The following is an 18,854-nucleotide window of genomic DNA, read 5'->3' as shown; positions in this document are numbered from 1 at the left end:
ATGGAAATCAACAGAGAAGAATTTAGTGAAGTGGTTGTCAATATCGGAAGAGTAACAAAAGTTGTAAAAGGTGGTCGTAGATTCCGATTTAATGCACTTGTTGTAGTTGGCAATCATAATGGAATGGTAGGTTTTGGTTTGGGAAAGGCAAAAGAAGTTCCAGATGCGATCAAAAAAGCCATTGATGATGCGTTTAAAAATGTAATCAAAGTCAATATCAAAGGCACAACCATAGCACATGATATTGAGCATAAATATAATGCAAGTCGGATTCTGCTTAAGCCCGCAAGTGAGGGGACAGGCGTTATCGCAGGTGGTTCAGCTCGCCCTGTAATCGAGCTTGCTGGAATCAAAGATATTTTGACAAAATCTTTGGGTTCAAGCAATCCTTATAATGTCGTTAGAGCAACTTTTGATGCTTTGGCGCGGATTAAAGCATAATAAGCTATTAAAGGAGATACAATGGCATCGTTGCATAAGATTAAGCCAGCACTTGGAAGTGTAAAATACACCAAAAGGGTAGGAAGAGGACAAGGTAGTGGTATGGGCAAAACCTCTACACGAGGCGGAAAAGGGCAAACAGCAAGAACAGGATATAAAGCAAAAAGAGGTTTTGAAGGCGGACAGCAACCACTTCAAAGAAGACTTCCAAAAGTTGGCTTCACCACTCATACCCAAAAACCTTATGTGATTAACCTAAACAAAATCAAAAAAATCGCAGATTTGGAAGAGATTACTATCGCATCTATTCAGAGCGTTCATAAATTGCCCGGTTATGTTGTGAGAGAATCTCAAAGACAAAACACAAAAGAACCAAAGGCGCTTGTCAAGATTATTGGCACAAATGCTTCAAATCTTGCTTCAAAAATCAAAGATCAATATGTGATCGTTAGCGGTCAAAAGTAGAAATAGGCTATGAGTAAAGCAATTATCAATAAGATTCTCATCACTTTAGGATTTTTATTTCTCTATCGCGTTTTAGCATATATTCCGATTCCGGGTGTTGATTTGGTTGCTATCAAGTTGTTTTTTAGTGAAAATAGTAATAATGCCTTAGGCTTATTTAATATGTTTAGTGGAAATGCGGTTGAGCGATTGAGTATTATCTCGCTTGGTATTATGCCCTATATTACAGCTTCTATTGTTATGGAGCTTTTGGCGGCTACTTTTCCTACATTAGGCAAGATGAAAAAAGAGCGCGATGGTATGCAAAAATATATGCAAATCATTCGTTATGTAACGATTTTTATTACTATTGTGCAGGCTATAAGCGTATCTTTTGGCTTAAGAAGTATCGGAAATGGCATAAATGGTGCGATTTTAATTGATATGAAAGAGTTTTTAGTCATTTCTGTTTTTGCTATGCTGACAGGGACTATGTTGCTAATGTGGATTGGAGAGCAAATCACCCAACGGGGAGTTGGAAATGGTATTAGCCTTATCATTTTTGGTGGTATTGTCTCTGGGATTCCAGCAGCTATTAGCTCTACATTTAAGCTTGTCAATACAGGTGATATTAATATACTTGCTCTTATTGTAATTGCGTGCGTGATTGTAGCTGCAATTTGTTTTATTGTCTTTATTGAGCTTGCTGAGCGACGCATACCGATTTCGTATGCAAGAAAAGTAATCATGCAGAATCAAAACAAAAGAATAATGAACTACATTCCGATAAAGTTAAATCTTAGTGGGGTTATTCCACCAATTTTTGCTTCGGCTCTTTTGGTGTTTCCATCTACGCTTTTGCAAGCTTCAAGCAATAAATATCTCCAAACCATAGCTGATATTTTGAGCCCAAACCACTTTTTTCATCATATTTTGATGTTTTTGCTTGTTGTGTTTTTTGCATATTTTTACTCCTCGATAGTGTTTAATGCAAAAGATATTGCAGATAATCTCAAGCGTCAAGGTGGCTACATTCCGGGTATGCGACCAGGAGAAGGAACTTCATCATTTTTAAATTCTGTTGCAAATAATCTGACACTTTGGGGTTCGCTTTATTTGGCGGTTGTTTCGACATTGCCTTGGCTTTTGGTGAAATTTTTGGGTGTTCCTTTTTATTTTGGTGGGACAGCAGTGCTTATTGTCGTGCAGGTTGCTATTGATACAATGCGAAAAATAGAAGCTCAAGTATATATGAATAAATATAAAACTTTGAGTGCCGTAGGATTTTAAGTGGGTATTTATATCCGCAATAAAAAAGAAATCGACTTTGTGCGTCAATCATCGCAGATTGTCGCACAAACTCTCGAGGTTGTTAGAAATCATGCTAAAGTCGGTGTAAGTCTCTTGGAGCTTGATAGAATCGCAGAGGATTTTATCTTATCTCAAAATGCCAAGCCTGCGTTTAAGGGCTTATATGACTTTCCTAATGCAACTTGCTTGTCATTAAATGCTGTGATTATCCATGGTATTCCTACTGATTATCGGCTTCAAGAAGGTGATATTTTGGGCGTGGATTTGGGCGTTGAGCAAAATGGCTGGTATGGAGATGGAGCTATCACAATAGGCATTGGCAAAATCAGCAGTGATGATGAGAATCTTATCGCTTGTGCTAAAGACACACTTTATGAGGCGATAGGCGCGATCAGGGTCGGTATGCATTTCAAGGAGTTAAGTTTGTTTTTGGAGCAAACAATCACAAACAAAGGCTTTATTCCATTAGAGGGGTTTTGCGGGCATGGGATTGGCAGAAAGCCTCATGAAGAACCAGAAATTCCAAATTATCTTGGCAATCTCAAGCCAAACCAAGGACCAAAAATCAGAGAGGGAATGGTATTTTGCATAGAGCCTATGGTGTGCCAAAAAAATGGAGAGCCACTTATTTTGGAGGATAATTGGTCAGTAGTCGCCAAAGATCAGATGAATGGTAGTCATTATGAGCATACGATCGCCATTATAGGTGGGCGTGCAACAATACTGACTCAAATTTAAAAAAAGGAGAATAATGGCAAAAGATGATGTAATCGAAGTAGATGGCAAGGTGATTGAAGCGTTGCCAAATGCGACTTTTCGGGTGGAATTAGATAATGGGCATATAGTTTTATGCCATATTGCAGGAAAAATGAGAATGCATTATATTAAGATTCTGCCCGGAGATGTGGTGAAGCTAGAGCTAACACCATATAGCTTAGACAAAGGGCGCATTACATATCGTTATAAATAAACGAAAATAAGCGTGTTTTAAACTAAACTGAGCTATAATCCGAATTTTCAATTTAATAAATTACAGCGGTTTTGTTGAATACATTGTAATTTTAGGAGGTAACCATGAAAGTGAGACCATCGGTCAAAAAAATGTGTGATAAATGCAAAATTATCAAACGTAAGGGTGTTATTAGAGTGATTTGCTCAACCCCAAAACATAAACAAAGACAAGGATAAAATATGGCTAGAATTGCTGGTGTAGATTTGCCAAAGAAAAAAAGAATAGAGTATGCACTGACCTATATTTATGGTATTGGATTAAAAAGTGCAAGAGATATTTTAAATGCTGTTCATATTTCTTTTGATAAGCGAGTTAATGATCTCAGCGAAGACGAAGTTTCGACGATTTCAAAAAAAATTCAAGAATCGTATGTTGTTGAAGGTGATTTAAGAAAAAAAACTCAAATGGATATTAAAGCATTAATGGATTTAGGTAGCTATCGTGGCTTGCGTCATAGAAAAGGATTGCCCGTTCGAGGACAGACAACAAAAAACAATGCTCGGACACGAAAAGGCAAGAGAAAAACAGTTGGCGCAAAAGCGTAAGGAGAGACAATGGCTAAAAATATTGCAAAAAAAAGAGTTGTAAAGAAAAATATAGCAAGAGGCATTGTGTGTATATCTGCTACTTTCAATAACACAAATGTAACAATTACTGATGAAATGGGTAATGTGATTTGTTGGGCTACTGCCGGAGGATTGGGCTTCAAAGGAAGCAAAAAATCAACTCCTTATGCCGCACAGCAAGCCGTAGAGAGTGCTCTAGCAAAAGCTAAAGAACACGGAATCAAAGAAGTGGGGATAAAAGTTCAAGGTCCAGGAAGTGGTCGAGAAACTGCTGTTAAGAGTGTTGGTGCGACTGAAGGTATTAAAGTTCTATGGTTAAAAGATGTAACTCCATTGCCACACAATGGTTGCAGACCACCTAAAAGAAGAAGAGTGTAAGGAGAAAATATGGCAAGATATAGAGGACCTGTAGAAAAACTCGAAAGACGTTTTGGGGTTTCATTAGCCCTCAAAGGCGAAAGACGTTTAGCTGGAAAAAGCTCTCTTGATAAACGTCCTTATGGACCTGGACAGCATGGACAAAAAAGAGGAAAAATTTCAGAATATGGTATGCAGCTACGAGAAAAACAAAAAGCAAAAGTTATGTATGGTGTTTCTGAAAAGCAATTCCGATCTATTTTTGTGGAAGCCAATCGATTGGACGGCAATACAGGTGAGAATCTCATACGACTTATTGAGCAACGATTAGATAATGTTGTGTATCGTATGGGGTTTGCGACTACGCGTCGATTTGCTCGTCAGCTTGTTACGCATGGGCATATTTTGGTTGATGGTAAGAGATTGGATATTCCTTCATATTTTGTCAAAGAAGGGCAAAAGATTGAAGTTATCGAAAAATCCAAAAATAACACACAAATTGTGCGTGCAATGGATTTGACATCTCAAAGCGGTTTGGTTCCTTGGGTTGATGTTGATAAAGATAAAAAATTTGGTATTTTTACGCGGTATCCACAAAGGGAAGAGGTTGTGATTCCGATTGAAGAAAGGCTCATTGTTGAGTTGTATTCTAAATAATAAAAAGAGGTAGTAAGCTATGGATATTTTTAAAACAATTCCCCATATTCCAACAGATATTCAGGTTGTAGAAAAGGGTAAGGATCGTATTCAAGTGAGTGTATGGCCTTTTGAGCCGGGATATGCTATTACTTTTGCACATCCATTGCGAAGACTTATGCTCTCTTGCACTCCTGGATATGCTCCAGTTACATTACAAATCAATGGAGTATCGCATGAATTTGATTCTATACGTGGCATTATCGAAGATGTGGCGACATTTATCGTCAATCTCAAAAATATACGTTTTTCAAATAAAGGCGAAGAACTTCAAAACACCATAAATCTTCATTATGAATTTAAAGGTCCTATGGTGCTTCGTGGAGCAAATCTCGTTACAGATGAGATAGATGTTGTCAATAAAGATGCTTATCTTGCCACGATTAATGATGATGCGAGTTTTGGTTTTTCTATTGTTGTCAAACGTTCTATTGGATTTAAGCCAAATGAAGCGATCAGAAAAGACAAAGAATTTTCTAATGAAATCGGCGTGATTCCCCTTGATGCGTATTTCACACCTGTAAAAAGAGTTGTGTATGAAATTGAAGATGTTTTGGTCGAAGATAATCCAAATTATGAAAAAATTGTTTTTGACATTGAAACTGATGGGCAAGTTGCTCCATTAGATGTATTTAAAAACTCAATCGCAATGGCACAAGCACATTTGGGTATTTTTGGAAGTGATGTATCTGTGCTTAATCCTGATATAAAAATTCCCACAGAAGATTCTTTGGATCTCAAAACATTACTCATCAAAATTGACACACTCAATCTTAGCACTCGTTGCTTCCATTGCCTTGATAAAATCGGCGTGCAATATATCGGTGAGCTTGTATTGATGAAAGAAAATGAGCTAAAAGGCATTAAAAATATGGGTAAAAAGTCTTTTGATGAAATCGCAGAGAAGCTTGCATCGCTTGGCTATCCTATCGGCACATCTTTGAGCACAGAAGTCTCAAACGCATTTAATAAAAAAATTGCCAAAACAAAATAAGGAGTTATTATGAGACATAATCATGGGTATCGCAAATTAGGTAGGACTTCATCTCACAGAAAGGCATTGCTTAAAAATCTTGCTATTGCGTTGATTGATAATAAAAAAATAGAAACAGGTATTTTTAAAGCAAAAGAATTGCAAACATACATTGAAAAATTAGTTACAACAGCAAGGGTTGGAGACTTTAATGCGCATCGTCTTGTGTATGCGTATCTACAAAACAAAAGTGCGACAAAAAAGCTTGTTGCAGAGATTGCGCCTCAATACAAAGATCGCAATGGTGGCTATACAAGGATTAATCGCACAAGAACTCGCCGTGGAGATGCTTCACAAATGGCGATGATTGAATTTGTATAAATCTCACCTTAAATTTCTTATTTTAGATTCTAGTGGATTTGTGATATAAGTCTTACTGCTAGAATCTAGCCTGATTTATTATTTTGCACTTTTTATTTTATCTTTCTAAACGCGTAAATTTAGTATATTTTTCTATTTGGATTTTGTTGATTGGTGTGTTAGTCTGATTCTAAATACTCAGTAAAAATAACGCATCATTCTTGGAGGTAAATCTAAAGAATCCAAAAATTTTAGAATCGAGATTACCACATTTGCGATTTATAACGACAAAATTGTTTTAGATTTTGTAACGTGTAGATTCTAAGAATAGCGTTTGGAATGCCACACTCACCTCAAGAAAATTTAAAAAAAATTTTACTTTTTTATTCTAACTTCATACTATCTTCAAAATTTGCTTTCATAATTATTAGGCAATTCTTGCAAAACTAAGGATTTGTATTTTAAGATGAAGGAAAAATATGGCAAAGATTTCTCGTAGAGATTTTATCAAAAGTTCTGTGCTTGCTACTCTTGCTGTGTCTGGCATTCAAGCTTCCATTCAGGATTCTTTGTTTCCTACCAACTTGGATTCAAAAGTTCTATCGCTTACATATTTTCTGAAAGATTCTTGGTGTGAGGGCTTGGATTTTAGTCATATCAAAGCACAAAAGATTCTGCCAGTAGATGGCGATATAAGTGGCATTTATAGTGAGCTTAAACATGCGCTTCAAAATAAAGCCATTATAGGAAGCATAAGTAGTGAGCTGACTTTTTTTGTGGTGAGTCGTATGGCGGCAGATTATGGTATGTCTGTGATTTATGACAAAAAAGAAAATGGTGTTCGTGCTTGGATTCTCGCACCAAAGGGTATAAAAATTCAAGGGCATACATTTTCATTTATTATCGCTATTAGTGCTTCACTTGTAGTTGCTGCCTGCACAGCGGGGATTGCCTATCTCATTGAGCCACTTTTAGATACCTTGCAGGGTAAAACGCCACGAGCTACGCCATTTTTTAGCTTTGAAGAATTAGCACAAGATGACAAGATGGCATTAGCTATGATGCTTATGATTATCGGCGTGTATTTTGGTAAATCTGTGGGGACATATATCCAAACATATTTTATGAATCTTATTGGGCAGGACATTGTGCGGCAACTCCGCCGATTATAAAGCCATCAAATCCCACTCCGCCGCATTCTATAGCCACTAAACAATCAGCGCAGATTTTTCGTGCTTCCAAATCTACGCCCCCTTGAATAATGGCAAAGATATTGTTTGAAAGGTGAGATTCGCGCCTAGTCGCGTGATATTCTAGCGATTCGTGTGCCCAAGCAATCGTGCGCTTAATCGAATCTGCAATGCGTTTTTGCTCCGCGGGGAGGCGGATTAAATCATCTAAAATCATCATAATGTCGCTATTTAGATTATATTGAATGTCAAGCACCTTTTTGGGCGTGAAAAAATGAGTGCTTCCATCAATGTGGCTACGAAATTCTATGCCATTCTCGCGTGGTTTCCCGCCCAAGCTAAATGCTTGAAATCCGCCACTATCGGTTAAAAAGCTACCATTAAATCTGCTAAATCCGTGCAGTCCGCCTAGCGTTCGCACGACTTCATCATTTGGACGCAAATACAAGTGATAAGTATTTGCCAAAATGATTTTCGCGCCAAGATTTTCTAAATCATTAAAATCTAGTGCCTTGACACAGGCTTTAAGTCCCCACAGGCATAAACATAGGCGTTTGCACAATGCTATGAGATAGATTCATTTGCCCTGCACGAGCTTTATTATCAGTAGATTTTAGTGTGAAAGTCAAAATTTATACCCAATCTTTATATCGCCTTTTGCACCATAATTCGTGCCACTATCTACCATTCCAGCGATTCCATATTGCAAGTATAGCGCGTCTGTTAGCTTATGTGAGCCTATGAGATTGATTTCTGCGCTAAATCGTGGGGCAGATTCAAGGCTGTAGCCGATAAAATTCTGTGCTCCGCTTAAACTCATAAATACGCGCTCACCGCCACTATATGCCATATCTTTTAGCGTGAGCGCTAAGCTATAAAAGCTCTCACTCATCACGGCATTATATTCCACGCCAAGCCCATAGGAAAAATTCACGCTATTATATGTTGCCTGCTTGTATTCATTGATTTCAAACGCACCATTGCGATTGTAGCCTAACGCCAAAACTACCACAGGTTTTAGCGCGTGGCTAATGGTATTATTTTGCGCTAAAATAAAGTTGTATTTATAATAGAGTGCGAAAAGCGTCCCAAATGCCGTATTTTTCGCACTTTTAGATTCGATAGTTTTGTGATTATCGTTAATGCTAAAACTGATATTGCTTTGAATCTCGTGTCCGCCGTATTTTCCACCCTGCGAATCAAAAATGCTATGCAAATATAGCCCGATATTATAAAACATCGCGCTATCTGTCATATCGCCTGTGTATGCATTTGAGCCACCAAAGCCAAACATTGCACCAAGCAAAATATCGCTACTACCCGCATAAATAAGCCTATCATAGCCGATATTTGTCGCACCAAAGCCCATTTTGCTATCCCCACCGAAATATCCACCGCCCACATTTAGCCACACACTATTTGACAAGTCTAATTCGCGCTCACGCGCATAGCTAGGCATCGCATCGCTTCTAACTGCGCCTTGCATTAGGGATTGAATGCGATACATAGTGTCATTTTGCGCAAATCGCAAGTGCTTATTGCGCCCACTCTGTGCTAGGCGGACTTGCGAAATGCGTGTATTTATCGTTTGGTCATTTGAAAAGAGCAAATTGCGCGTTTGACGCGTTTTGTTGCCCTGTGCTATTTCATTTAAATCGCTATCAATAGTTTGAATCCGTTTATCTAGGACGCTGTAATTATCGGTGCGTGTGGCAGTATCAATCGCTTCATCGTTTGGACGCACCTCTGTAAGGGCTTTTAAAATCTCGCTATATCGGCTAGAGGCGTGAGAGATTTGCTTATTTAGCTCATTAAAGGTATTTGGGGCGGATTCAAGGAATTTGATAAGTAGATTTTTCTTGTCATTGTCGTATTTGCTGACTACAAAGAGTTTGTCGCTTTCTTTGACTGAATCAAAAATAAAATCTATGCGTGAATCGGTGCGATTATCAAATATGCTACCCGCGCTTATGAGCGTGTAATATGTGCCTAAAGTAATGCTAGATTCGCCTTTTTTTACACTTGAATCTAGCTTAACTTGGACTTTTGCATTTTCGCTAAATGTGAGATTTTTATCAAATGTGAGTGTTTTAAATCTATCATCGCTTTTGGTAGAATCCTTACCGACATTTGAAAGTGTAAGCATTTGACTTATAGTAGAATCTACACTGATATTTTTTGCTGTGCTATTTTGCATATAAGTGGCATTTTCAAAAGTTACACGAGAATTGCCATTGCTTGAAAATGTCGTTTTGTTGCCAAAATCCCACGAATTGATATTTAGATTCGCATTATTATTTAGATTGATATTTGTTAGATTTGCCGTGCTTGTCGCCGAATTAACAAAGTTTAGCATAAGATTCGCATTTTCTACTTTTAGATTCGTAATATCTAGCTTTGAATCTTTATCAAGCTCAAGTGTGGTGTTTTGCTTGTTATTGAAAGTCAAATCAGTAGTTTTAATCGTGCTATTTTTTAACTCGATATTGTTACCGATAAGATTGCCCGTAAGCGTTGTAGTCCCGCCATCAAAAATAAATTTTCCTATATTTGCCGTTCCGCCGTTTTGTTGCAAAGTAAGATTCGCCACACTTTTTGCAGTGATTGTTTGCGCTGTAAGCGTGGCGGTGTCGCTTAATTTGATTGAATTATGGCTATTTTGTAGCACAATATCCATCGCATTTAATTTCGCACTGCCACTCAAATCCACACTTGCTGTGATAGATTCAAGCGCAGTTGCCACCACGCTTGAATCTTTGGCAGTGATTGTCCCACTAAAATTCGCACTTGGCGTTTGTGTTTTATCTCTAGATTCAAGCAAACCTAGCGTGATTTTGCTCCCACCTTGTGCGTTTATATCAAAATTTTTATCGCCTAAAATGCTGATTTTTAGGCTTGAATTTGCACCACTAACTTCGATATTTGCATTGCCATTTGCACTCGTGAGTTTTGAATCTTTGTCAAGTGCCAAAATGCCATCCTTGACATTGTTAAATGTGATTTTTGGTGCGATAATCTCGCTTTTGCCATCTAACTGAATCTGTGCCTTATCTAAATTTTCCGCTTTTAGCGATTCGGTAAGCGAAAGTTTTGTAAATGTGGATTCGGTTGTGTTATTGCCCAAATACACGCTATTTTTAATCGCATTTGTTGCGCCACTCGTTACTTCATTTGCTTTTGTATTTTTTAGTGTAAGGCTTTGTAGCGTTAGATTCGCTTCCTCAAAAAGCGAAACATTTGCGCTTAAATCTTTAGTATTTCCTGTAATGCTGGATTTAACGCCCCTAATGTCGTAATTTTGTTCTATTTTCACATTTGCCGAATCTAATTTGGTTAAATCAAAGGGCGAATCCGCACTGCCCACGCTATTAAACCATAATGCTTCGGTAACTTTTAGCTTCACGCTATTTGTGGTGTTGCTATTTGTAAAAATCGTGTTTAAATTGCTATCGCTTACATTTTGCAATTTTAGCGTTTTGGTAGTTGCGCTTGAAGTGCTATCTAGTGAAACAGAATCTGTGTTTGTCAAAGTCAAATAGTCCGCCGTCAATTTCGCACTATTTTTCAAATCCAAACTTGCATTAAAATCCAAAATATGCGATTCTATCGTGCCACCTGTTGCGGTAATTTTGCCTTTGTAGTGTATAGTCTCATTTGCGATTTTTTGCATTTCCTCGCTTAAATTCCCAACCTCCACTTTTTGATAGTAGCCAAAACCGCTTCCATTGATATTTGCGCCATCTTTGTTGTCGATAAAATGTTTGACATTGCCACCAAACTTGATTGTTGAATTACCCGAAGCGTTGATATTTGATTCAAGTGTGGCATTGCGCCCAAGCGTAAGCGTGGAATCTGTAAGCGTAATGCCTTGTGCGATTTTAAAAATTCTATCGTCCCAGTCGGGTTGATTTAGGGTTGATGGCTTGCTTAAATCCATATAATCAGGCATTCCCTTTTGCGTGCCGTTTTCGGCGTTTGTAATTTGATTGCGAATCGTTTCGTTAGAAATCGTAGCGTGGGTGGTGGCGTGTCCTTGAAGTGCAATGTTCGCATTTGTGGCGTTGAGTTTGCCATTTATATTGATATTTCCGTCAAAAATCAAGCTCGCTGTGCTGTCATTCTGAGCTTTCGTAGAAAGCGAAGAATCCACTGAATTGGAGCGTGTGGATTCTTCGCTACGCTCAGAATGACTATTTACCGCCGTTTTGTCGCCCGTGTAGATGAGATTTAAATTTGCAGGTGTGCCGTTTGTGTTGTCGCCGATACTTGCGTGGATTATGGTATCGGCTTTATTTGTCGTTTTTTTGCCGTTCGTGTCATAACCCAAGCCTTGAATTTCTAGCGTGGATTGCGTGCTTGCGTTTGAATTTGTGATGATAGCCTTGCTATCATTTGCGGCTATGGTGTTAAGCACTAGCGAGTTGCCCGCCAAATCAAACTTGCCTCCGCCCTTGCCAAAATAAAAGCCCATTTCGCTATTTTTATCTTGCGATAGCGTGTAAGAATTCTCCGAAGTTGTGCCACTTACTGAATTTGCGCCGTCTTTTGTCGCGCCTAATGCCTCAGCCTTGTCCTTTTTAAGCGCAAGTTCGCCCCGTCCGCTTGTAATGTAAATGTTGTCAAAAGCCTTTTTGTTGGTGTCTAGCGTAACCTTGCCCTCGCCGATTTTCAGCGTGCCTAGTTTTGTGCTATCGACATTTTGCGTTTTGATGATAAGTTCGCCCTTGCCTATTTTATGGAGAGAATCGTATGTAGTTTTGCCATTATTTTGTATTTCCCCATTTCTCAAATGCCATTCTACCACGACATTTTCGCCTATATCAAGCCCAGAGCCTATAAAAGAGTGAGTTTTGCCGTTTTCGTTTATAAATTTGTAAGTCGTAGGATTCGTGCTAGTAGCCGAATCTCCAGCTTCAAAGACAAAGCCCCCAGCTTGTCCGCTTACATTTCGGTAAATGTTGGTTTGCACCTTAATTGTCCCACCACCTCTAAAAATTATGTCTTTGTTTTGTTCCAAAGTTTTAGATTCTTGTGGCATATCGCCTCTTGACTCAAACTTCAAATTGTTACCATTAAGTGTCCAAATATTCGCCACTGCGGGGTCTTGAATTTTAAGATTTATCTTTTGCTCGAATTTGCTTTGATAATCTTGTAAATCCTTGTTTGAAACAGCAGAAATATAAGCCCTATTTAGCCCATCTTGTGATTGTGAAGTAACGCCCAGCAAAACCCATTTGTTATTTGTCTTGTCATAAGCGTAAATTCCACTCCCACTATCTCCGCTTGTAATGCGGTTGTTAAAATTTGAATTTGGAATATAATTAAAATACATACCATATACATCTCTATTAGAGCAACCATCCTCACTAGGACAATGCACAAGTTTTTCATAAGCTATGCTATCTTGTTTTAGTGTGCCAAAGCCCCCGCCCTTTGTCTCGCCGTTTTCTATTCGGTCAATCTTTGTATTTGTGTTGCCTCTTAAAGTGATGATACCTGAACCAGCTTGATAAAGATAAACATTGTCCTCATTATCTTTTGCAAGATTATTAAATAAGGTTTTAAAACTCTCTATATTTTTGCTTTCTTGTGTAGGGTTTTTGCTTTCGATAGAGTTTTCAAAATCAAGCATATCCACTTGCCCTTCAACGACATATTTGTCAAAGCGAGTAAATTTTTCGTCTCTACCATAAGGCTTTGAAATACCAGTGCCACCGCTTGTATCAGCGATTTGATAAGTGCTTAAATCAAATGTGCGGTAAGTGCCGAGTGTATCATAACTAGGCGTGAAATTTACCACATGATTAGCCGTAACTGCAAAGCCACGCCCTACCGCCGCAAGATTGCCGTTATTGCTTGAAGCAGAGAAGTTTGGGGTTTGTGGGATTGTAAATTCCTTGCCGTCTTTGCCCGTTATCGTGGTGCTACCATTGCCACTAAATGCGCCTTTATTTTGCCCAAAGTCCAAATAATCCCTATAATAAAAATTGCCTATATTTATACTTTGCGCCTGTGCAATAACTGCGATAAATAGCACACTATAAGCGAATCTACGCAAACAAACTAATAGGGGGGGGGCAACACACACATTACAACCTCGCTATCATCGTAAATCTCAAAATAAACGCAATCATTTTGCAAATCCTAAAAACCCTACGCCGCCGTTTTGACTACAAACCATACCATTAGCCCTGCAAACGCTGCAAGTGCCACAATCGGCGCAGATAGTGGGATTTTGTATAAGTCAATAGTCTTTTCTACTCGCACTTTTTTGTTCATAAAATTGCCTTGCCTTAAATTTTTGGGTGCATTGTAGCAAAAAATGATTGAAAAAGCGTTAATTTTTGCAAATCTAAAATGCTTGCCATTGCGAGATAAATCGCAGATTTGGCGTGGCAATCCAAAATCTTTTTGTCATTATTGCGAGATTTTGTGATTCGCAAAATCGTGACAATCCAAAAAAAATCCAAGATTCGTGGCATTAAAATCGCAACGAATCGCTATTGCAATTCTTATAATGACGAAATTTTTTATTTTTAGATTAGCCTATAATGCGATACTCTATCCCATTACAGATTCACAAAATATCATAGGCAAAGGCGTGAAAGGCACAATACAAGGGCGTGAGTATGTTATTTGGTAATATTGATATTTTGCCCCCACATCTATCACTTCCCAACAACACACAAGAAGATAAAATCACACTCTTTCTCGCCACAAATAATGAGATTTTAGCACTATTCTCCCTGCAAGATAGGCTAAAAATGGACGCCAAGCAAACCTTAGAACTTTTTAAACAACACAACATCAGCTCAAGTATCATTAGTGGGGATAATGCGATAAATACGCAAAATGTAGCACATTTGCTTGACATTACAGAATCTTATAGCAAAGCCCTGCCAGAAGATAAAATGCAGCTTTTAAAAGAAAAATCAAAACAGCATAAGATTCTAATGGTGGGCGATGGGGCAAATGACGCCCCTGCCCTTGCCTATGCGAATGCTTCTATGGCATTTGCCTCTTCATTTGATATTGCTTCACAAAGTGCGGATATTATTAACTATATGTCGATGGGCTTTTTGCGCAGTCAAACTTTGGAATCGTAACCAAAATGGGCTTTTGGATGATGCCAAAACCAGAGTATTATTTGCTATTATCGCTTACGATGAAAAAACGCGATGATTTGATCCTTGCAGTTGAGATTCTCAATTACCTTGAAGATAGCTTTATTGTTGGCTGGCCACTTTATCGAAGCCCGCTTAATCCACCTCATGGAAAGCCTATGAATGCGGAGCTTGAAGGCTATCTCACTTCAAAGGGTGGTTTGCCAGATCTTGACAAAATCCAAAACTACGCGCTAAAAAACAATATTCCATATTGGCAGATTGATATTCCGATTTATGGTTGCAAAGATACATGTTATGCGAATATGAATTACATCAAAGAGTGATTCAAAATCATCGAGGGCGCAAAGAAAGATAGAAAAAGTGCAAGAATTTGCCTTGCCTCTAAGCCTTGAGCAAAAAAAGCAGGTCAAGCACAAAGTGAGTCTTGGCATTCCAATTGCGCATCCTAGAAGCTGGATGTATCGCGCGTTTTGTTTTATGCTAAGGTTTAGCAATTCTCGAGACAATCAAGAGCAGAATCTAAAAATGCGACAAGCATATCGAGAAATGGTAAAAGTTGCAGCTCAAAATGGTTGGGGTGATTATCGCGTTGCACCGACATTTCAAGATGATGTTATGAATGCATATTCGTTTAATGATTATATATTGCGTCGCTTTAGCGAGCAGCTCAAAGATTGCATAGATCCAAATGGTATTTTAGCACCAGGGCGAGGTGGAATCTAGGGCAAAAATGAGCGATCTCAGCGATTTGCCAATAACAAACTTGATGCAGTAGCATTGCAAAAACTCAAAGATTCAAACACAAAGGGGGGCAAAAAATGAAAAAAATACTCATATCGCTATTAATGCTCTGCCTGATAGAGAATTTGGCTATCGCAGCAGAATCTAAAGCTCTAAAAACTACAAAAGAGAGTACAACACCTGAAAGCAGGGCTATTAATGTTGATGAATATAATCCAAACAAGCCACATTCACCGGCAACGTTTTCTACGATCGAGAGCAAATTGCTTACAGCAGATCAGTAAAAAGGGCAAAAAATATATAGCAAATGGTGTATGCCTTGTCATGGGGTCGGAATGCCCGGAACCAACGCTTTGGCTATCGTATATAAAGATACTGAGATTCCGGCTTTGCTAGAGAGTAGAAGTGATTTGACACCAGAGATGGTTTCTGTTTTTGTCCGCTATGGCAAGCATTCTATGCCGTTTTTCCGCAAAACAGAGATAAACGATGAGGAGCTTAAACTTTTAAATGCGTATTTGAGTAGGAATACAAAATAGAATCTAGAATCTAAAATCGTCATTGCGAGGACGATAGGACGAAGGCAATCTGGAATCTAAAACTCACTCTATTGGATTGCCACGCAGTTTGCAACTGCTCGCAATGACAAATTGGAATCTAGAATCTATGCAAACGCAAAAAGCAATGCAAAAAAATTCTAGATTTTAAGATGAGTTTGCGGGTTGTGCGGTTTTGAGTAAGGAGATAAGGCTAGTCGCCTATCGACAAAGCGAAAAACAAATCTCGTAGCTCAAATCGCTTAAAGGCTAGGATTTATTCTAGATTCTATATCGTTTTTTCGTCATTGCGAGGCGTGAAGCCGAAGCAAAAGAGAATCTAGATTTGCTCTACAACTAGATTCTGTCTTTTGTTATTGCAGGCAATGTTATCCTTGCACGACAATCAAAAATATGGATTTTGTGTCGTTTTTATTGTCATTCTGAGCATAAGCGAAAATCCAGTAAATCCAAATATGCTTTAAAATACGCAATTATTTTCGCAATTTTAATGCTCGAAGCAGTTTTCCTATGGGTCTTCTGACAAGCGTTCTTAATTTGAGATAAAGCATTATGTCGCATGGTGGGTTGTGATTTGGCCACATCCAAGTATATGTCCCCCAATAGCCCGGATGTATAATATATAGCGGATTTGTCGTTGGGCTAAAGTCTTTAAACATATCTATCTTGCTTTTATGCACATAAATCATCATGTTTTGCCGATAACATGGAGCTATTTTAGTATTCTCCCAGAATCTATCTCGCAAAATATCAAAACACACAAAATCTTTTTTGGCAAAAAGTTTCGCCCAATATATTGGCGGTTGTTCATTGACATGGTGTGTGCCACCTTGATAAGGAATAGCTGCTGAAAAAAGCACAATATCTGAAAGTGAAGTCAGCAAATCAATGAGATTTTGCGCATATTGTGCGTAAAGATGCTCGGCTACTTCGATACTTTGAGCTAAGGCAAATGGTTTTTGTGGTTTTGAGTCTTTAGATTGTGTAGAGTATTTAGAGTTGGCAGAATCTAATGCGCTAGAATCTATCTTATTTTCTATTGTATTATTCTCTGCCCCCCCCCCCAAGCGCGTTTTTAGAGCTAGAATCTATTACATTTGAAAATGTTTTGCAAACTTCTTGTAAGGTGATTTGATAATTTTGAGTTAGATCGACTTGTTTGTAAGATTCACTTGAAATGTATGGAAATTGTGAAACCACTTCATTGCCATCGATTCCAGCGATTGCTATATTTGGGTTTATATCCTGCCATGCTTTGAGCCAAGAGCCTACGCCACAGCCTACATCAATCACACTTTTTGGGTGCAAAAGTGTATCAACATAGCTTAAGATCTCTTCTGCGGAAGGATTAGAACCAGCTGGTTTTCCATAGAAATTTTTATTGTAAATTTGAGTGAGTTCCATATTTTGTCCTTTGGTTTGAGTTATAAAGAGGGTATTATAGCAGATGAAACCAAAAATAATCATAGAGGGTATAGCTTATTTATTTTAGAGCAAATTATGTAGAATTTTAAGCTATTTTGACATCATGCAAAAAGGTAAAAAAATGAATGCAAAAAATACAAGGTAAAGTGCGCTGTGTGCGAGGCTCAAAAATGTTAATGGCTTAAGTTTGGTGCAACTTGCAAATGCGCTTGAAGTAAGCACAAAAACCATACAAAGAGATTTATAAGACTTAAAAAATCGCGGTGTGTATAAAGAAGGCAATCTTTTTTATTTGGACGAAAAAAGAGCGCGAGATGAGCTTGAAAGCGACGAAAGGCTTGTGATTGGGATTCTTGATAAGCTTGCGTATAATCACGGAAGTGAGATCAAGAAATATTAAATGGTGAAATGGAGCATATTTTTCCACAAAAATGGCAAAACACAAATTACAATGGCTGGACTAGAGAAGATGCTAAAGAATACCTAGAGCAAATTGGCAATAAAATGTGGCTTGAGAAAAAGATAAATATCCAAGCAGGCAATGGATATTTTGGCAGAAAGAAGGAGAAATACAAAGAAAGCAATTTTTTAGAGGCTAGGGATTTGGCTAATTACCCCAAAAATGATTGGCTAAAAGAAGACATTGAGGCAAGAAACGAGGAAATTTACAACAGACTTTATGCGTTTTTCAAAGAAAATATTTAAATAATGTCTGCTTATAAATCATAGCGGGTGGGATCTCGTTTGCTGTGCTTAGGTGCTTTTGCACGCGGAGGATTTAGAATCTACCACCTCATGCCGTCATTCTGAAGGAGCATAAGCGACTGAATAATCTTGATTCTATTTTTAGATTCTTTTTAGAGATTCTTCGCTTTGCTCAGAATGACGATTGTGGGTTTATGGATTGCCGCACTTGCGTTGTGCGCTCGCAATGAGATTTTATAAGTGGATTCTGGCTAAATCTTAGCAGGATAAAAGGATTTATTTTTGACTACGCCCTTGTGTGTAATTATCATATTTCAAAAATATCTTTAATTTTATTATTTTATTTAGCTCTAAATGATTTAGATAAATCAAACAGAGCCTATAATGCATATAAGTTATTTGGAATCTTAAGCTTATTTGTGTGCTTGTCCCAAACAAAACAAAAACTATCACAAAAAGTATCAAAATACAAAAAAGTTAAAAAATACTTGTCTATATCCAATATTAAGCACTTCTTGCCAATCAAAAAAGTTTATATTTTTTTTACTTTTATCAAAATAGTAAAGTATTTGATAAGCTTTCAAATGTTAATATAAAATTTAGAAAAAAATCTATACAATCAAAACCATAACATAAGATAAAGGAGAGAAGCAATGGAAGACAAACACGCTAAACACTTATTTTCAATGGTATCAAAACGACTCAAAGAGCTTGAAAAAATGCCTATTCACAATGAGCATAAAAATCTCATGGACGAATTGCATAAAAATGGGCTTACGCGTCGCGATTTTATGAAATGGGCGGGCGCGATGACAGCGGCTCTTTCTTTGCCGGCAAGCTTTGTTCCATTGACGCTCAAAGCAGCCGAAATGGCAAATCGCACTCCTGTGATTTGGCTTCATATGGCAGAATGCACGGGTTGTAGTGAAAGTTTATTGCGGACAGAGGA

The 18,854-nt window shown here is 38.0% G+C and carries 26 protein-coding genes and 1 pseudogene; 21 read left to right on the top strand and 6 right to left on the bottom strand.

Annotated features, from left to right (window positions below; all coding sequences use genetic code 11):
• From rpsE to DY109_RS11750, 12 genes are all read left to right on the top strand, one after another.
• On the top strand, nucleotides 1-441 hold the full coding sequence (gene rpsE, locus DY109_RS00125) for a 30S ribosomal protein S5 (protein WP_023948042.1): 441 nt from the start codon (nucleotides 1-3) through the stop codon (nucleotides 439-441).
• Between the two features lie 21 nt (nucleotides 442-462).
• Complete coding sequence (gene rplO / locus DY109_RS00120) at nucleotides 463-906, top strand: 50S ribosomal protein L15 (protein WP_023948040.1); 444 nt, start codon at nucleotides 463-465, stop codon at nucleotides 904-906.
• Nucleotides 907-915: 9 nt separating this feature from the next.
• A complete protein-coding gene (gene secY, locus DY109_RS00115) occupies nucleotides 916-2,175 on the top strand; it encodes a preprotein translocase subunit SecY (RefSeq protein ID WP_023948038.1) in 1,260 nt (419 codons plus the stop codon).
• The gene (map, locus tag DY109_RS00110; protein WP_023948036.1) at nucleotides 2,176-2,934 is read left to right on the top strand and encodes a type I methionyl aminopeptidase; all 759 of its coding nucleotides are present in this window, start codon (nucleotides 2,176-2,178) and stop codon (nucleotides 2,932-2,934) included. It abuts the gene before it with no gap.
• Between the two features lie 13 nt (nucleotides 2,935-2,947).
• Nucleotides 2,948-3,166 carry a translation initiation factor IF-1 gene (gene infA, locus DY109_RS00105; RefSeq protein WP_023948034.1) on the top strand — a complete coding sequence of 73 codons (219 nt, stop codon included), beginning with the start codon at nucleotides 2,948-2,950 and terminating at the stop codon, nucleotides 3,164-3,166.
• Nucleotides 3,167-3,270: 104 nt separating this feature from the next.
• Nucleotides 3,271-3,384, top strand: coding sequence for a 50S ribosomal protein L36 (rpmJ, locus tag DY109_RS00100; protein ID WP_034549594.1), 114 nt, complete (start codon nucleotides 3,271-3,273; stop codon nucleotides 3,382-3,384).
• A 3-nt stretch (nucleotides 3,385-3,387) separates the two neighbouring features.
• Nucleotides 3,388-3,753 (top strand): 30S ribosomal protein S13, encoded by a 366-nt coding sequence (rpsM, locus tag DY109_RS00095; protein WP_112058736.1) that lies wholly within the window; start codon nucleotides 3,388-3,390, stop codon nucleotides 3,751-3,753.
• A gap of 9 nt (nucleotides 3,754-3,762) precedes the next feature.
• Complete coding sequence (gene rpsK / locus DY109_RS00090) at nucleotides 3,763-4,152, top strand: 30S ribosomal protein S11 (RefSeq protein ID WP_023948030.1); 390 nt, start codon at nucleotides 3,763-3,765, stop codon at nucleotides 4,150-4,152.
• A gap of 9 nt (nucleotides 4,153-4,161) precedes the next feature.
• On the top strand, nucleotides 4,162-4,788 hold the full coding sequence (gene rpsD, locus DY109_RS00085; protein WP_023948027.1) for a 30S ribosomal protein S4: 627 nt from the start codon (nucleotides 4,162-4,164) through the stop codon (nucleotides 4,786-4,788).
• Nucleotides 4,789-4,807: 19 nt separating this feature from the next.
• Nucleotides 4,808-5,821, top strand: coding sequence for a DNA-directed RNA polymerase subunit alpha (locus DY109_RS00080; RefSeq protein ID WP_023948025.1), 1,014 nt, complete (start codon nucleotides 4,808-4,810; stop codon nucleotides 5,819-5,821).
• Between the two features lie 9 nt (nucleotides 5,822-5,830).
• Complete coding sequence (rplQ, locus tag DY109_RS00075; RefSeq protein ID WP_023948023.1) at nucleotides 5,831-6,181, top strand: 50S ribosomal protein L17; 351 nt, start codon at nucleotides 5,831-5,833, stop codon at nucleotides 6,179-6,181.
• 458 nt (nucleotides 6,182-6,639) lie between these two features.
• Nucleotides 6,640-7,332: a 6TM ABC transporter family protein gene (locus tag DY109_RS11750; RefSeq protein ID WP_023948021.1), complete on the top strand. Its 693-nt coding sequence runs from the start codon at nucleotides 6,640-6,642 to the stop codon at nucleotides 7,330-7,332.
• Here the strand turns inward: DY109_RS11750 and DY109_RS00065 are convergent.
• The 4 genes and pseudogenes from DY109_RS00065 to DY109_RS11650 form a co-directional block, all read right to left on the bottom strand.
• Nucleotides 7,313-7,979 (bottom strand): annotated as a pseudogene (locus tag DY109_RS00065) (tRNA-guanine transglycosylase); the annotation flags it as partial. The gene DY109_RS11750 and the pseudogene DY109_RS00065 overlap by 20 nt on opposite strands.
• A complete protein-coding gene (locus DY109_RS00060) occupies nucleotides 7,976-13,387 on the bottom strand; it encodes a S6 family peptidase (RefSeq protein ID WP_280524215.1) in 5,412 nt (1,803 codons plus the stop codon). The gene DY109_RS00060 and the pseudogene DY109_RS00065, both read right to left, overlap by 4 nt.
• A gap of 116 nt (nucleotides 13,388-13,503) precedes the next feature.
• The gene (locus DY109_RS12255) at nucleotides 13,504-13,629 is read right to left on the bottom strand and encodes a hypothetical protein (RefSeq protein WP_023948015.1); all 126 of its coding nucleotides are present in this window, start codon (nucleotides 13,627-13,629) and stop codon (nucleotides 13,504-13,506) included.
• 14 nt (nucleotides 13,630-13,643) lie between these two features.
• Nucleotides 13,644-13,832 carry a hypothetical protein gene (locus DY109_RS11650; RefSeq protein WP_034549590.1) on the bottom strand — a complete coding sequence of 63 codons (189 nt, stop codon included), beginning with the start codon at nucleotides 13,830-13,832 and terminating at the stop codon, nucleotides 13,644-13,646.
• A gap of 35 nt (nucleotides 13,833-13,867) precedes the next feature.
• Between DY109_RS11650 and DY109_RS12250 the strand changes: the two genes are divergently transcribed.
• From DY109_RS12250 to DY109_RS11730, 6 genes are all read left to right on the top strand, one after another.
• The gene (locus DY109_RS12250; protein ID WP_023948008.1) at nucleotides 13,868-13,993 is read left to right on the top strand and encodes a hypothetical protein; all 126 of its coding nucleotides are present in this window, start codon (nucleotides 13,868-13,870) and stop codon (nucleotides 13,991-13,993) included.
• On the top strand, nucleotides 13,980-14,456 hold the full coding sequence (locus tag DY109_RS00050; protein WP_023948006.1) for an HAD-IC family P-type ATPase: 477 nt from the start codon (nucleotides 13,980-13,982) through the stop codon (nucleotides 14,454-14,456). Before DY109_RS12250 ends, DY109_RS00050 begins: the two co-directional genes overlap by 14 nt.
• 17 nt (nucleotides 14,457-14,473) lie before the next feature.
• Nucleotides 14,474-14,800, top strand: a complete 327-nt coding sequence (locus DY109_RS11745; RefSeq protein WP_023948004.1) for a hypothetical protein — start codon at nucleotides 14,474-14,476, stop codon at nucleotides 14,798-14,800.
• Between the two features lie 37 nt (nucleotides 14,801-14,837).
• A complete protein-coding gene (locus DY109_RS11740) occupies nucleotides 14,838-15,200 on the top strand; it encodes a p-cresol methylhydroxylase subunit (RefSeq protein ID WP_023948002.1) in 363 nt (120 codons plus the stop codon).
• 95 nt (nucleotides 15,201-15,295) lie between these two features.
• Nucleotides 15,296-15,502, top strand: a complete 207-nt coding sequence (locus DY109_RS11735; RefSeq protein ID WP_023948000.1) for a hypothetical protein — start codon at nucleotides 15,296-15,298, stop codon at nucleotides 15,500-15,502.
• Nucleotides 15,503-15,553: 51 nt separating this feature from the next.
• Nucleotides 15,554-15,757: a c-type cytochrome gene (locus tag DY109_RS11730; RefSeq protein ID WP_023947998.1), complete on the top strand. Its 204-nt coding sequence runs from the start codon at nucleotides 15,554-15,556 to the stop codon at nucleotides 15,755-15,757.
• 491 nt (nucleotides 15,758-16,248) lie between these two features.
• Here the strand turns inward: DY109_RS11730 and DY109_RS00030 are convergent, their stop codons facing one another.
• Both DY109_RS00030 and DY109_RS00025 read right to left on the bottom strand, forming a co-directional pair.
• Nucleotides 16,249-16,842: a hypothetical protein gene (locus DY109_RS00030; RefSeq protein WP_115737711.1), complete on the bottom strand. Its 594-nt coding sequence runs from the start codon at nucleotides 16,840-16,842 to the stop codon at nucleotides 16,249-16,251.
• The gene (locus DY109_RS00025) at nucleotides 16,820-17,179 is read right to left on the bottom strand and encodes a hypothetical protein (protein ID WP_114996963.1); all 360 of its coding nucleotides are present in this window, start codon (nucleotides 17,177-17,179) and stop codon (nucleotides 16,820-16,822) included. The genes DY109_RS00030 and DY109_RS00025 overlap by 23 nt, the downstream gene beginning before the upstream one ends.
• A 172-nt stretch (nucleotides 17,180-17,351) precedes the next feature.
• On the opposite strand from DY109_RS00025, the gene DY109_RS12450 reads away from it, so the two are divergent.
• The 3 genes from DY109_RS12450 to DY109_RS00005 all read left to right on the top strand — a co-directional run.
• On the top strand, nucleotides 17,352-17,447 hold the full coding sequence (locus tag DY109_RS12450; protein WP_112059083.1) for a DeoR family transcriptional regulator: 96 nt from the start codon (nucleotides 17,352-17,354) through the stop codon (nucleotides 17,445-17,447).
• A gap of 161 nt (nucleotides 17,448-17,608) precedes the next feature.
• The gene (locus tag DY109_RS00015; RefSeq protein ID WP_023949818.1) at nucleotides 17,609-17,905 is read left to right on the top strand and encodes an HNH endonuclease family protein; all 297 of its coding nucleotides are present in this window, start codon (nucleotides 17,609-17,611) and stop codon (nucleotides 17,903-17,905) included.
• 686 nt (nucleotides 17,906-18,591) lie between these two features.
• The coding region (locus DY109_RS00005) for a twin-arginine translocation signal domain-containing protein (protein WP_244916671.1) at nucleotides 18,592-18,854 on the top strand (263 nt) is incomplete at its 3' end.

Source organism: Helicobacter fennelliae (assembly GCF_900451005.1).
GTDB lineage: Bacteria > Campylobacterota > Campylobacteria > Campylobacterales > Helicobacteraceae > Helicobacter_B > Helicobacter_B fennelliae.
This window is presented reverse-complemented; position numbering and strand designations above follow the sequence as displayed.

Bases quoted from the DNA above. Each gene is read 5' to 3' on its own strand.
- rpsE (WP_023948042.1), top strand. From the start codon at position 1: ATGGAAATCAACAGAGAAGAATTTAGTGAAGTGGTTGTCAATATCGGA.
- rplO (WP_023948040.1), top strand. From the start codon at position 463: ATGGCATCGTTGCATAAGATTAAGCCAGCACTTGGAAGTGTAAAATAC.
- secY (WP_023948038.1), top strand. From the start codon at position 916: ATGAGTAAAGCAATTATCAATAAGATTCTCATCACTTTAGGATTTTTA.
- infA (WP_023948034.1), top strand. From the start codon at position 2,948: ATGGCAAAAGATGATGTAATCGAAGTAGATGGCAAGGTGATTGAAGCG.
- rpmJ (WP_034549594.1), top strand. From the start codon at position 3,271: ATGAAAGTGAGACCATCGGTCAAAAAAATGTGTGATAAATGCAAAATT.
- rpsM (WP_112058736.1), top strand. From the start codon at position 3,388: ATGGCTAGAATTGCTGGTGTAGATTTGCCAAAGAAAAAAAGAATAGAG.
- rpsK (WP_023948030.1), top strand. From the start codon at position 3,763: ATGGCTAAAAATATTGCAAAAAAAAGAGTTGTAAAGAAAAATATAGCA.
- rpsD (WP_023948027.1), top strand. From the start codon at position 4,162: ATGGCAAGATATAGAGGACCTGTAGAAAAACTCGAAAGACGTTTTGGG.
- DY109_RS00080 (WP_023948025.1), top strand. From the start codon at position 4,808: ATGGATATTTTTAAAACAATTCCCCATATTCCAACAGATATTCAGGTT.
- rplQ (WP_023948023.1), top strand. From the start codon at position 5,831: ATGAGACATAATCATGGGTATCGCAAATTAGGTAGGACTTCATCTCAC.
- DY109_RS11750 (WP_023948021.1), top strand. From the start codon at position 6,640: ATGGCAAAGATTTCTCGTAGAGATTTTATCAAAAGTTCTGTGCTTGCT.
- DY109_RS12255 (WP_023948015.1), bottom strand. From the start codon at position 13,629: ATGAACAAAAAAGTGCGAGTAGAAAAGACTATTGACTTATACAAAATC.
- DY109_RS11650 (WP_034549590.1), bottom strand. From the start codon at position 13,832: ATGCCACGAATCTTGGATTTTTTTTGGATTGTCACGATTTTGCGAATC.
- DY109_RS12250 (WP_023948008.1), top strand. From the start codon at position 13,868: ATGACGAAATTTTTTATTTTTAGATTAGCCTATAATGCGATACTCTAT.
- DY109_RS00050 (WP_023948006.1), top strand. From the start codon at position 13,980: ATGTTATTTGGTAATATTGATATTTTGCCCCCACATCTATCACTTCCC.
- DY109_RS11745 (WP_023948004.1), top strand. From the start codon at position 14,474: ATGATGCCAAAACCAGAGTATTATTTGCTATTATCGCTTACGATGAAA.
- DY109_RS11735 (WP_023948000.1), top strand. From the start codon at position 15,296: ATGAAAAAAATACTCATATCGCTATTAATGCTCTGCCTGATAGAGAAT.
- DY109_RS11730 (WP_023947998.1), top strand. From the start codon at position 15,554: ATGCCCGGAACCAACGCTTTGGCTATCGTATATAAAGATACTGAGATT.
- DY109_RS00025 (WP_114996963.1), bottom strand. From the start codon at position 17,179: ATGGAACTCACTCAAATTTACAATAAAAATTTCTATGGAAAACCAGCT.
- DY109_RS00015 (WP_023949818.1), top strand. From the start codon at position 17,609: ATGGAGCATATTTTTCCACAAAAATGGCAAAACACAAATTACAATGGC.